The sequence below is a fragment of the Pseudothioclava alba genome (assembly GCF_033100795.1).
Classification (GTDB): domain Bacteria; phylum Pseudomonadota; class Alphaproteobacteria; order Rhodobacterales; family Rhodobacteraceae; genus Pseudothioclava.
In genome coordinates this window covers 300314-313738 of record NZ_JAWLVI010000002.1, presented here as the reverse complement: position 1 = coordinate 313738, position 13425 = coordinate 300314, and the positions used below count along the sequence as shown (strand labels likewise).

Annotated in this window: 15 protein-coding genes; 7 read left to right on the top strand and 8 right to left on the bottom strand. The window is 61.9% G+C overall.

Features of this window, described 5'->3' with window-relative positions; all coding sequences use genetic code 11:
* Position 1: 1 nt before the first annotated feature.
* Entirely contained in the window at positions 2-1018 is a 1017-nt protein-coding gene (locus tag RYZ20_RS07450; RefSeq protein WP_317671991.1) for a sugar ABC transporter substrate-binding protein, read from the bottom strand.
* 224 nt (positions 1019-1242) lie between these two features.
* Between RYZ20_RS07450 and RYZ20_RS07445 the strand changes: the two genes are divergently transcribed.
* Positions 1243-2439, top strand: a complete 1197-nt coding sequence (locus RYZ20_RS07445) for an ROK family transcriptional regulator (protein WP_317671989.1) — start codon at positions 1243-1245, stop codon at positions 2437-2439.
* 212 nt (positions 2440-2651) lie between these two features.
* Here the strand turns inward: RYZ20_RS07445 and RYZ20_RS07440 are convergent, their stop codons facing one another.
* Positions 2652-2825 carry a DUF3553 domain-containing protein gene (locus RYZ20_RS07440; protein ID WP_317671987.1) on the bottom strand — a complete coding sequence of 58 codons (174 nt, stop codon included), beginning with the start codon at positions 2823-2825 and terminating at the stop codon, positions 2652-2654.
* A gap of 26 nt (positions 2826-2851) precedes the next feature.
* Here RYZ20_RS07440 and RYZ20_RS07435 point away from each other — a divergent pair, with 26 nt between their 5' ends.
* Complete coding sequence (locus RYZ20_RS07435) at positions 2852-3457, top strand: histidine phosphotransferase family protein (RefSeq protein ID WP_317671985.1); 606 nt, start codon at positions 2852-2854, stop codon at positions 3455-3457.
* Between the two features lie 109 nt (positions 3458-3566).
* Here RYZ20_RS07435 and RYZ20_RS07430 read toward each other — a convergent pair whose 3' ends face one another.
* Together RYZ20_RS07430 and RYZ20_RS07425 are read right to left on the bottom strand one after the other, a co-directional pair.
* Complete coding sequence (locus tag RYZ20_RS07430; protein WP_317671983.1) at positions 3567-4418, bottom strand: SDR family oxidoreductase; 852 nt, start codon at positions 4416-4418, stop codon at positions 3567-3569.
* Positions 4415-4738: an Rdx family protein gene (locus RYZ20_RS07425; protein WP_317671982.1), complete on the bottom strand. Its 324-nt coding sequence runs from the start codon at positions 4736-4738 to the stop codon at positions 4415-4417. Before RYZ20_RS07425 ends, RYZ20_RS07430 begins: the two co-directional genes overlap by 4 nt.
* 45 nt (positions 4739-4783) lie before the next feature.
* Between RYZ20_RS07425 and ade the strand changes: the two genes are divergently transcribed.
* From ade to RYZ20_RS07405, 4 genes are all read left to right on the top strand, one after another.
* Positions 4784-6586, top strand: a complete 1803-nt coding sequence (ade, locus tag RYZ20_RS07420; RefSeq protein ID WP_317671980.1) for an adenine deaminase — start codon at positions 4784-4786, stop codon at positions 6584-6586.
* Entirely contained in the window at positions 6583-8058 is a 1476-nt protein-coding gene (locus RYZ20_RS07415) for an AMP nucleosidase (protein WP_317671979.1), read from the top strand. The genes ade and RYZ20_RS07415 overlap by 4 nt, the downstream gene beginning before the upstream one ends.
* A 131-nt stretch (positions 8059-8189) precedes the next feature.
* Complete coding sequence (locus RYZ20_RS07410; RefSeq protein WP_317671977.1) at positions 8190-8477, top strand: HU family DNA-binding protein; 288 nt, start codon at positions 8190-8192, stop codon at positions 8475-8477.
* Between the two features lie 72 nt (positions 8478-8549).
* Complete coding sequence (locus RYZ20_RS07405) at positions 8550-9413, top strand: DMT family transporter (protein WP_317671975.1); 864 nt, start codon at positions 8550-8552, stop codon at positions 9411-9413.
* Here the strand turns inward: RYZ20_RS07405 and RYZ20_RS07400 are convergent.
* A complete protein-coding gene (locus RYZ20_RS07400; protein WP_317671973.1) occupies positions 9410-9973 on the bottom strand; it encodes a DUF4202 domain-containing protein in 564 nt (187 codons plus the stop codon). The two genes, RYZ20_RS07405 and RYZ20_RS07400, sit on opposite strands and share 4 nt — an antisense overlap.
* Before the next feature lie 77 nt (positions 9974-10050).
* Between RYZ20_RS07400 and RYZ20_RS07395 the strand changes: the two genes are divergently transcribed.
* Complete coding sequence (locus RYZ20_RS07395) at positions 10051-10737, top strand: NnrU family protein (protein ID WP_317671971.1); 687 nt, start codon at positions 10051-10053, stop codon at positions 10735-10737.
* Here RYZ20_RS07395 and RYZ20_RS07390 read toward each other — a convergent pair.
* The 3 genes from RYZ20_RS07390 to dapD form a co-directional block, all read right to left on the bottom strand.
* Positions 10734-11996, bottom strand: coding sequence for a lytic murein transglycosylase (locus tag RYZ20_RS07390; protein ID WP_317671969.1), 1263 nt, complete (start codon positions 11994-11996; stop codon positions 10734-10736). The genes RYZ20_RS07395 and RYZ20_RS07390 overlap by 4 nt on opposite strands.
* A gap of 95 nt (positions 11997-12091) precedes the next feature.
* Positions 12092-12448 (bottom strand): hypothetical protein, encoded by a 357-nt coding sequence (locus tag RYZ20_RS07385; RefSeq protein ID WP_317671967.1) that lies wholly within the window; start codon positions 12446-12448, stop codon positions 12092-12094.
* A gap of 112 nt (positions 12449-12560) precedes the next feature.
* Complete coding sequence (dapD, locus tag RYZ20_RS07380; RefSeq protein WP_317671965.1) at positions 12561-13388, bottom strand: 2,3,4,5-tetrahydropyridine-2,6-dicarboxylate N-succinyltransferase; 828 nt, start codon at positions 13386-13388, stop codon at positions 12561-12563.
* Positions 13389-13425 lie beyond the last annotated feature (37 nt).

Sequence of the window (13425 nt, the reverse complement as noted above, 5' to 3'; positions counted from 1 at the left end):
ATCAGCCCCAGCACTTCTTCAGGGCTTCAGCCGAGGTGATCGACGGGATACCGTCGACCGGCTCGTCCGTCACAAGCTCGACGCCCGTGTTGAAGAAATCAAGGCCTTCAGTGTTCTGCGGCTTGGTGCCGTCAGCAGCGAAAGCGGCAATTGCTTCGATACCTTTCGAGGCCATCAGCAGCGGGAACTGCATCGAGGTCGCGCCGATCACGCCTTCGGCCACGTTCTGCACGCCCGGGCAACCGCCATCGACCGAAACGATCAGCGCCTGGCTTTCCAGGCCAACCGCTTTGAGCGCTTCATAGGCACCGGCTGCGGCGGGTTCGTTGATCGTGTAGACCACGTTCACGCCCGGATCTTTCTGGAGAAGGTTCTCCATCGCGGTGCGCCCGCCCTCTTCGTTGCCGTTGGTCACATCGTTGCCGACGATACGCGAGTCATCTTCGTCACCGATGTCGGTCGGGTCTTTGATGTCCACGCCAAAGCCCTTGAGGAAGCCGTTGTCGCGCAGATAGTCGACCGAGATTTCCGAAGGGTTGAGGTCAAGAAGCGCGATCTTGGCGCCCGAGGTATCACCCATCTTGGCAGCGGCCCACTGGCCGATCAGGTCGCCCGCAAGGAAGTTGTCGGTTGCGAAGGTCGCATCAGCGGTGTCTGCCGGCTCGAACGGGGTGTCCAGCGCGATGACCAGAAGGCCAGCCTCGCGGGCCTGCGTCACAACCGGAGCCAAGGCGCGCGAGTCGGACGGCGTGATCAGGATGCCTTTCGCGCCAGCCGCGATGCAGCTTTCGACAGCGGCGACTTGGGTCTCGACATCGCCGTCGATCTTGCCAGCAAAGGTCGACAGGTTGATGCCCATCTCGGCAGCTTTGGCCGAAGCACCTTCCTTCATCTTCACGAAGAAGGGGTTGGTGTCGGTTTTGGTGATCAGGCAGGCGCCGACTTCGGCAGCCTGTGCCGTGCCAGCCAAAGCGGTCAGTGCCAGCGCGGTCGCGCCAAGGAATGCGGTCTTCTTCATCACGATATCTCCTCCCAATGGTTCGTGATCCCCTCGCGGTGAGGGTTGAACAAGAAACTGCCCCGACTCGGGGCGCTCGGTCAATAGATAAATCACGTTTATTTATTTATTGACGAAATTTTTGCCCTCCGCCATGGTGCAAAGCCACGGGCAGCGATTGCCCACAGGAGGAAATAGTGCAAACACTCGGACAGGAAAGGATCAGGCGGGAGCGACGCATCTCTATGAAACTCGGCACGGATCATTCGTCTGTCCGGGCAAGGAATGAACGCCTTGTCCTGTCATTGATCCGTCGGCACGGCGCGCTTCCGAAATCCGAGATCGCGCGCCTGACAGGCCTGTCTGCACAAACCGTTTCCGTCATCATGCGCGCGCTGGAGGCCGAGGGGCTTTTGGTCAAACGCGCCCCTGTGCGTGGCAAGGTCGGGCAACCGTCTGTTCCGATGGCGCTGGCCGAGGATGGCGCGTTTTTCTTTGGCCTCAAGGTCGGGCGGCGCCGGACCGAGGTCGTGCTGATCGACTTTCTGGGCAACCTGCGCGAATCGCGGGTGCTGCGGCATGACCGCCCGACACCTGACGGCACCATCGCCTTTACGCAAAAATCGGTCGATGCGATCTTGCTGACGCTGCGCCCCGAAGAACGCACCCGCGTTTGCGGCCTTGGCGTAGGTCTGCCCTTTCAACTGTGGGATTGGTCCGAACCGCTGGGTCTGCCCGAAGGCTCGATGGATGACTGGCGCGAGTGTGACCTGCGCGCGGAACTGGCCGAGATTCTGCCCTGGCCAGTGATGCTGGAGAACGACGCCTCGGCTGCGTGCAACGCCGAGCTGGTGTTCGGCGAAAATCAACTGCCTGAAAACTTCCTTTATGTTTTCATTGGCTTCTTCATCGGCGGCGGGATCGTCCTGAACGGCACGATGTTCGCAGGCGTGCGCGGGAACGCGGGCGCCATTGCCTCGATGCCCGTGCCGGACGGCAAGGGCGGCGCGCGGCAGTTGCGCGAATTCGCCTCGCTTCATGTGCTTGAAGACCGGCTGGCCGCGGCGGGAAAATCCGGCGACTTCCTGTGGGAAGCGCATGAAGGTTGGGCGCTGGATGACGCGCTTGTCGCGCCGTGGATCGAAATTGCCGCGCGGGGATTGGCCCATATCAGCGCTGCGGCCGAGGCTCTTTGCGACCTCGAAGCGGTCGTCATTGACGGCTGGATGCCCCATTCCCTGCGTGACCGCCTCGTCGCTGCGACCACGCAAGCCTTGGCCGAAGTCGATCTGGCGGGCTCTCGCCAGCCCGACGTTCTGGCTGGCTCCGTCGGCCCGCGCGCGCGCGAAATCGGCGCCGCCAGCCTGCCGCTTTCGGAACGCTTTCTGATCGAGATTTCCGCTTTCGCCCCCGAGCCGCAAACCGAGACCCGCGACCCTTAATCTGCGCCGCCACCTGACGATAGCGATTCAGACAGCAAATTGCAGGGCATCAGCCCCCGGACAGGCTTAACCTGTCAAATACGGCAAGCACTGCAACCTTACGGCTTTGGCTACGCCTCCCGACCACGGAATGATGATTGCCAACACCTGGACAGCCAGCGCATGATCATGGCTCCGTTCGTCCGAATGAATTACTTAACCCTTTGTCAACCTTACCCTTCGATAACGAGAGAAAGCTCGACACGACGCCCATCAATAACCTGTTTGCCTACATGCTCGAAATTTACTGTAATCTTATCGCCAATACGCGACTGCACCTGACCGACACCCCAATCGGGAGCCTTCGGGTTGCGCACCAGCATACCGGGTTCAAGAATCTCGTTCATTATGACCTCATCTTTGGAACTGCCCCATGACTGACGACCCTGACACCCTTCCGGCTGACCTTGTGGCCCTTGTCGGCTCGCGTCTGTGTCACGATCTAATTAGCCCATTGAGCGCAATCAGCAATGGGGTTGAGCTACTGGGACTGTCGGGCGCCGGCATGTCACCCGAGATCGCGCTGATCGCCGAAAGCGTGGCAGCCGCCAATGCCAAGCTGAAGTTCTTTCGGGTCGCCTTTGGCAACGCGAGCAAAGGCCAGATGATTGCCGCGCGCGAGATCAATGCTCTGCTGAATGAGTTGTCCTCCTCGGGGCGGCTCAAACTTGCGTTCGCGCCACAAGCTGATCAGCCGCGCGATATGGTCAAGCTCGCCTATCTTGCGATTTTGTGTATCGAGACCGCCCTGCCCTGGGGCGGGAAGGTAACGATCGAGGAAAGCGAGACGGGCTGGCTTGTCCGCGCGGAGGCCGACCGCACAAAACCCGACTCCGCACTTTGGGCGGCGCTGAACGGCACCGAGGTCGCCCTCCGCCCCGCGCAGGTGCAATTCGCCCTGCTCCCGCGCGAGGCCGCCGCCCATGGCCGCAAGCTTAGTTGGGGGCTATCGGACGGTGGCGCCTGGATCGCGTTCTGAACCGGATCCATTTGGCGCTGTCGGTTGGGTTCTGCGTCTGCCAAGCCGCCACATTGGCGCGAAGCAATTCTTCGCGAGCTTCCAGAACAGATCCTGTCGCCCCGAGAGCTTATACCTCGGCGCGCAAAATCGCCGCCAGCCCCGTTCGGTAATCGGGGTAAAGAAGCTTCACGCCAAGCTCGGATTTGATCCGGTCGTTCCGCACCTTCTTGCTTTCAGCATAGAAGCTGCGGGCCATCGGGGTTAGCTCGGCATCTTCAAAGCGGATCGCGGGTGGTGGTGGCAAGTCGAGCATCCGCGCCGCATAGGACAGCACATCCTGCGGCGGGGCTGGGTCATCGTCGCAGACGTTATAGATGCGGCCAGCGTCGGGCTGGGCGATCGAGGCTGCCAGAACCTGCGCGATGTCGTCGACGTGGATGCGCGAAAAGACCTGACCTTGCTTGATGATCTGCCGCGCGGTGCCGCTGCGGACTTTCTCGAACGGGCCACGACCGGGGCCGTAGATGCCGGCAAGCCGAAAAATATGCAGCGGCAATCCCGCGTCAGTGCAAAGCGCCTGCCAAGCGGCCTCGGCCTCGACACGGGCTTGGCCGCGCTTGGTTGCTGGGGTCAGTGGGGTATCCTCGTCCACCCATCCGCCCTGATGATCGCCGTAGACACCAACCGTTGAAAGATAGCCGGCCCACTGCAAATACTGCGATGCAGCAATTTCATCTTTCTGCGCAGCGAGAACCGGATCGCCAGCCCCGTCAGGGGCAACCGAAGTCAGCAGATGCGTCGCCTCGGACAGTGGCAATTCGCCCCCGTCCCAAAAGATTGGCTCGACCCCTTCGGCACGCAGCTCATCCGATTTGTCAGGACTGCGCGTGGTGGCGATGATCCGCCAGCCCTGCGGCACCAGAAGCCGTGCCAGCGCGCGTGCCGAATAGCCGTGACCGACGGAAAGAAGGGTGTTCATGGGGCGCTCCTGTCGATATGGCCCAGATCGCGCGCGGGGTCGATCACGTCACGGATGCGGCGCTTGATCTCTTTCGGCTCGGGGAAGCCTCCGTCGCGTTTGCGTTCCCAGATCAGCGTGCCGTTCAGGTGGATTTCGTAGACCCCGCCATAACCGGGGACAAGCGCAACCTCGCCCAAGGCTTCCCCAAAGGTCGAGAGCAGCTCTTGCGCCATCCATCCGGCGCGCAACAGCCAGTTGCAGCCAGTGCAATATCTGATCGTGATGCGGGGTTTGACGCTTTGTTCCATGCGCCAGATGTAGCGCGCTTGCCGTGTCATCACAACGTCACTTGCGCCGCGCGAAAACCAAGAGCATTCTGGGACATGTCTATTACGAATTCACTCAAGTCATGGCCCAAGGCCGCGCCGCGTTTGATCGCCGTCGCTGCGGGCAGAGAAACCGCCGATGTGGTGATCCGCAACGGCAAGTGGGTCAATGTCCACACGCGCGAAGTGCTGGAGGGGATGGATATAGCCATCGCCGAGGGGCGCTTTGCAGCCATTGCGCCGGACCTGAGCGCGAGCATCGGCCCCGCGACCGAGGTCATCGACGCGGCGGGGCGCTATATGGTGCCGGGCCTGTGCGACGCGCATATGCATATCGAAAGCGGGATGCTGACACCTGCCGAATTTGCCGCCGCTGTGATCCCGCACGGAACGACGTCGATGTTCACCGACCCGCATGAGATTGCGAATGTGCTGGGGCTGGAGGGCGTGCGGATGATGCATGACGAGGCGCTGATGCAGCCGGTCAACATCTTCACGCAGATGCCCTCGTGCGCGCCCTCGGCACCGGGACTGGAAACGACGGGTTACGAGATTTCACCAGAAGATGTGGCAAAGGCGATGACATGGCCGGGTATCATCGGTCTGGGCGAGATGATGAATTTCCCTGGTGTCGTCGCGGGAGACCCAAAGATGTTGGCCGAGATTGCGGCGACGCAAGAGGCGCATAAAACCGTTGGCGGGCATTATGCCTCGCCCGATATCGGCGCGCCCTTCCGTGCCTATGCGGCGGGTGGTCCTGCGGATGACCACGAAGGCACCTGCGAGGCGGATGCGATCGCGCGGGTGCGGATGGGGATGCGCTCGATGATGCGGCTTGGGTCGGCGTGGTATGACGTCGAAAGCCAGATCACGGCGGTGACCGAAAAGGGGCTCGATCCGCGCAATTTCATTCTGTGCACGGACGACTGCCACTCGGGCACGCTGGTGCATGACGGGCATATGAACCGTGTTTACCGGCATGCGGTGGCATGTGGGTGCGACCCGTTGATCGCGCTGCAAATGTGCACTTTGAATACGGCGACCCATTTCGGTCTGGAGCGAGAGCTGGGCTCGATCACGCCGGGGCGGCGGGCGGATGTGATCCTGACCTCCGACCTGTCGACACTGCCGATCGAGCAGGTGATCGCGCGCGGCGTGACCGTTGCGAAGGATGGGACGCTGCTGGTCGAATGCCCGCACTATGACTGGCCCGAGGCGGCGCGGAACACTGTGCATCTGGGTAAGGTGCTTGCCGCACAAGACTTTGAGATTGCGGCGCCAGAGGGGGCGAATTCGGTCATCGCCAAGGTGATCGGCGTCGTGGAAAATCAGGCGCCGACCAAGGCGCTGACGGCGGATTTGCGGGTCGAGGATGGTATCGTGCAACCCGATCAGCCAAACGATGTTGCGCAGATCGCGCTGGTTGAACGGCATCGCGGCACCGGTGGCGTGACCAACGGGTTCGTGTCGGGCTTTGGTTATGCGGGCCGTATGGCGATGGGCTCGACTGTGGCGCATGACAGCCACCACATGATCGTTGTCGGCACTGACCGCGAGATGATGGCGGCCTGCGCCAACCGGCTGGGCGAGATGGGCGGCGGTGTCTCGGTCTGGAAAGACGGGGCCGAGATCGCAAGCGTTCCCCTGCCGATTGCGGGGCTGATGTCGGATGCGCCCGCCGTAAAGGTCGCCGCCAAAGCCGCCCGCATGGTCGAGGCAATGGCCGAATGCGGCTGCACGCTCAACAACGCCTATATGCAGCATTCGCTACTGGCGCTGGTCGTTATTCCGGAAATCCGGATTTCCGACCTTGGCCTAGTGGATGTCACGAAATTCGAGATGACGGATCTGTTTGAATGAACGAACCTTTGACCCTTTTGACGCCTCCCGACCACGCGCCGGCGGTGTTTGACGATGCGGCCAAGGCCGTGGCCCGCCTGGAAGAACTGTATCAGGAGGCGACCGGCTTCCTGCTTGAGAAATTCACCGATGTTATGGAGACGCCAGCCGCGAGTGCGCGCTATCGGGCGTTCTACCCCGAGGTGCGGATCACCGTGCCCTCTCACTGGAAGGCTGACAGCCGCCTGAGTTTCGGCCATGTCTCGCAGCCCGGCACCTATGTCGCCACGATCACCCGCCCCGATCTGTTCCGCGATTACCTGACGCAGCAGTTGGGGCATCTGATCCGCAACCATAATGTGCCGGTGCAGGTTGGGCTGTCGTCAACGCCGATCCCCGTGCATTTCGCACTGGCTGCGCGCGCGGTGACGAATGTGCCGCAAGAGGGGGTGTTCGATTTCTCGCTTCGCGATGTGTTCGATGTGCCCGATCTGGCGAATATGAACGACGACATCGTGAACGGGATGGCGGGCGCAAACCCCGATGGTTCGTGGCATCTGGCACCGTTTACGGCGCAGCGGGTGGATTACTCGCTGGCACGGCTCCAGCATTACACCGCCACTGCGGCCGAGCATTTCCAGAACCACATCCTGTTCACGAACTACCAGTTCTATGTGGACGAGTTCGAACAGGTGGCGCGGCGGATGCTGGCCGATCCGGCCTCGGGCTATACCGGGTTTGTCAGCCCCGGAAACCACGAGATCACGCAGGCCGATACGCCGATTCCGCATCTGGCGAAGTTGCCGCAGATGCCGACCTATCACCTGAAACGCGCGGACGGAAACGGGATCACGCTGGTCAATATCGGGGTGGGCCCATCGAACGCCAAAACCGCGACAGACCATATCGCGGTTTTGCGCCCTCATGCGTGGCTGATGGTTGGCCATTGCGCGGGGCTGCGCAACTCGCAGCAGCTTGGGGATTTTGTGCTGGCGCATGCCTATCTGCGCGAGGATCATGTGCTGGATGACGATCTGCCGGTCTGGGTTCCGATCCCGGCGCTGGCCGAGATCCAGATCGCGCTGCAAGAGGCCGTGGCCGAGGTGACGCGCCTTGAGGGCTATGAGCTGAAACGGATCATGCGCACCGGCACAGTGGCGACCATCGACAACCGGAACTGGGAGCTGCGCGATCAATCCGGTCCCGTCCAGCGGCTTAGCCAGTCGCGCGCAGTTGCCCTTGATATGGAAAGCGCGACAATTGCGGCAAACGGGTTCCGCTTCAGGGTGCCTTACGGGACGTTGCTTTGTGTCTCGGATAAGCCCTTGCATGGGGAGTTGAAGCTGCCCGGAATGGCGACCGAATTCTATCGAACGCAGGTTGAAAGTCATCTTTTGATAGGAATTCGCGCGATGGAGAAGCTGCGCGATATGCCATTGGAGCGCATCCACAGCCGCAAATTGCGCAGCTTCGAGGAAACGGCCTTCCTGTGATGGTCTAAAATCGCTTTGCCCAATAAAAAAAGGCTTGCACATAAGGTGAAAACCGTGTCGAACGGCTACACAAACCGTGAAACGCGGACGTCAGTGACCCCGAATAACGGGGCGATTAGAGAGGAAATTCCATGTCGAAACCCATGACCAAAACCCAGCTCGTCGCCGCTATCGCAGAGGCGATGGACGCAGACAAGAAATCGGCCGGTGCCGCGCTGGACGCAATCACCGCCGTGATCACCAAAGAAGTTGCTGCAGGCGGCGCCGTGACCCTTCCGGGCGTTGGCAAAGTCTACTGCAAGTCGCGTCCCGAGCGTCAGGTCCGCAACCCGGCCACCGGTGAGACCATGATGAAGCCGGCTGACAAGCAGGTCAAAGTCACTGTTGCAAAAGCTCTGAAAGACGCAGTGAACGGCTAAGCCTTTCGCGCGCAGATCTTTCTGTTAGGGTCGCCCCAACAGGGCGGCCCTTTACTTTTTCCGGAGACTGGAATGGACTTTCGCGCGATCGGTATGGGGCTGGCATTCGCCCTTCTGTGGTCTTCGGCCTTTACCTCTGCGCGGATGATCGTGGTCGATGCGCCACCTCTGGCCGCACTGGCGATGCGGTTTCTGATCTCGGGCGGGTTGGGCGTGATGATCGCCCTTGCGATGGGGCAGACGTGGCGGCTGAACCGTGCGCAATGGCGCGCGACGATCATCTTCGGGATTTGCCAGAACGCGCTGTATCTGGGGCTGAATTTCGTGGCGATGCAGACGGTTCAGGCGTCGCTTGCCTCGATCATCGCCTCGACGATGCCGCTGATGGTGGCGGGGCTTGGCTGGATCGTGTTTCGGGATCGCATTCGCCCGCTTGGCGTGATCGGCCTGATTGCCGGGGTGATCGGGGTTGCCATCATCATGGGCGCGCGGTTGAGCGACGGGGTCGACCCGTTCGGCATTGTGCTATGTGGGGTGGCGGCGCTTGCGCTATCGGTTGCGACACTCTCGGTGCGCGGTGCCAGTTCGGGCGGCAATGTGCTGATGATTGTTGGCTTGCAGATGTTCGTGGGGGCCGCCTGTCTGGCGGTTGTCTCGGGTCTGACCGAAGAGCTAACGGTCAACTGGAACCCGCGGCTGATTGCGGCTTTCACCTATACGACGCTTGCTCCGGGGCTTTTGGCAACGTGGCTCTGGTTTAAGCTGGTTGGCCGCATCGGCGCAATCAAGGCCGCGACGTTCCATTTCCTTAACCCCTTCTTTGGCGTCGCGATTGCCGCGATGATTCTGGGCGAAGGGCTGGGGCTTCTGGATGTCGTCGGGGTCGCGGTGATCGCGGGCGGTATTCTGGCGGTGCAACTGTCAAAGCAGGCTTAGGCGCTGAAGGCTTCTGCGAAAGCGGGCGGCATATCAAATTCGACCAGCGCTTTTTCGCGCGCCTCGGGCGACATTTTCCGCGCGGTTTTCTGCACGATGCGCAAAAGCTGTTCAGGGTCCTGGGTCGTCGCGAATTGCGCCAGATAGTGCCGGATGAAGGTAAAGCAGATCACGTCTTCAAGCGCCTGCACCTGCGGGTCGCGCTTGATACCTTCCTTGCGCAGCATCCGACCCACAAGGTCAAGCGAAGCCTCTCCGTAGCCCGCCGCAAGCATCAGCCCGCAAACCCGCTCGGCATGGCGTTTGCCCTGTTCACGCCGCCACGCCAGATAGCCCTCGCGCCCCTCGGGGAAATCTGCGCGCGGCAAAAGCCAGCGCTCGATATGCTGGCCGCGGGCCGCGATCTGCAATTCGTCCGAGGCGGCAGGGAACAGGGTCGCAAGTTCCGCGCTCATCCGCTGGCCATAGCGCAGGGATACCGCCACACCGTCTTCAAGATTGGGATCGGCGGAATTCGCAGCATCAATCGCACAGAGGACGGTTTCAAGCGGGGTTTTCATCGGCGGCTCCTGCGGATGATTTTTCTCAAGGCAGCGTCTTCAAACCCCGATATGGTGGCAAGCGCAAGGAGGTATTGATGGGCGGATGGACTGAATTTCTGATTGCCGGTTTTCTGTTCATGGGGTCGCACGCGATCCCGTCGAACAAGCGGTTGAAAAACGCGATTATTAATGCTGTGGGGCAGGCCGGATGGGTGGCGCTGTTCAGCACGCTGTCAACGGTGCTGCTGTTCTGGGTGATCTTTGCCGCGACGCGCGCGCCTTATGTCGAACTGTGGCCGCAAGAGACTTGGATGCGCTGGCTGGCGAATATCGTGATGCCCGTTGCCGTTGCCTTGGGCAGCTTCGGCGTGGCCGCGCCGAACCCGTTTGCATTTGAGGGCCGCGCTGCGGGCTATGACCCCGAACACCCCGGCATTGTGGGGTTGGTGCGTCAACCTTTGCTATGGGCGCTGGCCCTTTGGGGTGGGGTTCATCTGCTGGTCAACGGCGATCTGGCGCATCTGGTGCTGTTCGGTGTGTTTGTCGTTTTCTCGCTGGTGGGGATGCGCGCGATGGAGGCCCGCAAGCGGCGCGACTGGGGCGAGGTCGAGTTCACCCGCCTTGCCACGCGCACCTCGGGCTGGCCGCTGCAAGCACTGCTGACCGGACGTTGGCGGCCCATCAGGGGGCCAAGCCTTCTGCGGCTGGCCATCGCGGTTCTGGCGTGGATGACGTTGTGGCACCTGCACGCGCCGGTGATTGGCGTCTCGCCGTTTCCCTAACGCATCATCTGCAATTGTTCGAGCGTGGGCCAGCCGTCGGCAGGCAGTCCCCGCGCGCGCTGCCATTTGGCCAAGGCGCTCATCGTGCCGGACCCGATCACCCCGTCGGGTTTGCCTGCCTCGAACCCCATCGCGTTCAGTCGGGTTTGTAACTCGATCCGCTGCGCCTCGTTCAAGGGGGTGCCTGCGTTCGGCCAATCGGCCCGAAACGCGCCCTTGCCGCCGATCCGGTCGGACAGATGACCGACGCCAATCACATAGGCGTCGGCGTTGTTGTAGCGCGAGATAGCGCGGAAGTTGTCAAAGATCATCAGCGCGGGGCCACCCTTGCCCGCAGGCAGCAGGATCGACGCCCCGCCATAGTTGGGCACTTTGCCGCCCGCGGCCGCGCGCACGCCAAGGCTGGCCCAATCGGCGGGAGACTTGCGCACCTTCTTGCCAGTTAGCCCGTAGTTGAACCCCGCAGGCAGCGTCACCTCCACCGCCCAGGGCTGCCCCTTGGACCAGCCCGAGCGCGCCAGATAAGCGGCGGTCGAAGCCAGCGCATCAGCGGGATTATCCGACCAGATGTCGCGCTTGCCATCGCCTGTGAAATCGACCGCATAGGCCAGATAAGAGGTCGGGATGAACTGGGTATGCCCCATCGCGCCTGCCCATGATCCGGTCATGCGCGCGGGATCAATGTCGCCCGCCTGAATGATCTTGAGCGCGGCGATAAGCTGCTTGGCAAAGAACTCGCCGCGCCGCCCGTCATGGGCGAGTGTCGCAAGGGCGGGCACGATCAGCACATTGCCACGCCGCGCGCCGTAATTGGTCTCCATCCCCCAGATTGCGGCAACGACCTCTTTCTCGACGCCGTAGCGTTTCTCGATCGCATTCAGAGTTGCCGCGTGCTGTGAGAGCGCTGCCCTGCCTTCGCGGATGCGCGTATCGGAAACGGCGGTTTCCAGGTATTGCCAGATTTTCTTTTGGAATTCGGCCTGATTGCGGTCGCTCTCGATCACGCGGGGGTTATAGCGGATGCCCTTGGTCGCCCGCGCCCATGTGTTTTCGGAAATGCCCGAGGCCAGCGCGCGCGGCCGGAAGGCAGAGACCCAAGCCTCGAACCGCGCCTGAGTGGCTGCGTCAACAGGGGGGATGGCTTCGGGCGTATTGGCCACGCGGGTCATCGGGGCGCCCGTTGTATCAGAGGGGCCAGCGCAGGCCGACAAGGCCGCCAGCCCGAACAATGACGCCACAAAAACCTTTGAAAACCGCATGATACCCTGCCTGACCGTTTACTTGTTAGAACCAGTCTAACAGGGGGGCGAACCGCCCGCAAATGGCGGTTTGGCGGATGCGCGGGGTTCCGCGCTCAGGCGTTGCCTTTGTCTTCGCCAAAGAACGGGGTCATCTGCGCGACGATCACCGAGTTCTCATCAAGCGCACGTTGCATCAGTTCACGCTCGCCCGCGTCGATCTCGTGGCCCTGCTTCTCGCGTTCGGCAATCGTGCCGTAGCCGGTCACGTCCAGCGGCGCCAGATCGGCTTGCTTGAGGATCGCGACGGTTTCGCGCACGGCCTCGGCCTCGTCCACGCCCGAGGCGTAGCACAAAAGCCCCGCGCCCGTAGCGCCCTTGGGCAATCCGTCATCCTTGGAGCGGCCAACCTCGACCAGCAGGGTGTAGACCTGTTGCGGGCGTTTCGGCTTTGCGGGCTTTTCATCGGACATGGTGTGCGCCTTTCGGGTTTGCGCCCCGAGGTCGCCTTTGGCGCCCGATCTGTCAAGGCCGAAACGCAAAAGGCCCGCCGTGATAGCGGGCCTTTGAACGGTGCGGGTGCGCTTAGTCGCGCAGCAGCTCGTTGATGCCGGTTTTCGAGCGCGTCTGAGCGTCCACGCGCTTCACGATCACCGCGCAATAAAGGCTGACGTTGTTTTTCGACGGCATCGAGCCGGACACAACGACCGAGTAGGGCGGCACTTCACCGTAGAACACTTCGCCGGTTTCGCGGTCGACGATCTTGGTCGATTTGCCGATGTAGACGCCCATGCCAAGGACCGATCCTTCGCGGATGATACAGCCTTCGACGACCTCGGAGCGGGCGCCGATAAAGCAGTTGTCCTCGATGATGGTCGGACCAGCCTGCATCGGCTCCAGAACGCCGCCGATGCCGACGCCACCCGAGAGGTGCACGTTCTTGCCGATCTGTGCGCACGACCCGACGGTCGCCCAGGTGTCGACCATCGTGCCTTCGTCGACATAAGCGCCAAGGTTTACGAAGGACGGCATCAGCACCACGCCTTTGGCGATATAGGCCGAGCGGCGGACGATGCAGTTCGGCACAGCGCGGAAGCCAGCCGATTTCCATTCGGCTTCGCCCCAGCCTGTGAACTTGCTGTCGACCTTGTCCCACCACGAGCCGCCCTGCGGGCCACCCGATTGCATTTCCATATCCTTCAGGCGAAAGCCCAGAAGCACGGCCTTCTTGGCCCACTGGTTCACATGCCAGTTGCCGTCGGCCTGCTTTTCCGCGACGCGCAGCGAGCCGCTGTCGAGCGCGTTCAGCGTAGCTTCGATGGCCTCACGGGCCTCGCCACGGGTCGCGGGGGTGATCGTGTCGCGCGCCTCCCAGGCGGCTTCGATGGCGGCTTCAAGCGCTGCATTCGACATCGGCGTTTCCTCTTTGCGGTGGTTTTCCTTGGGGCAA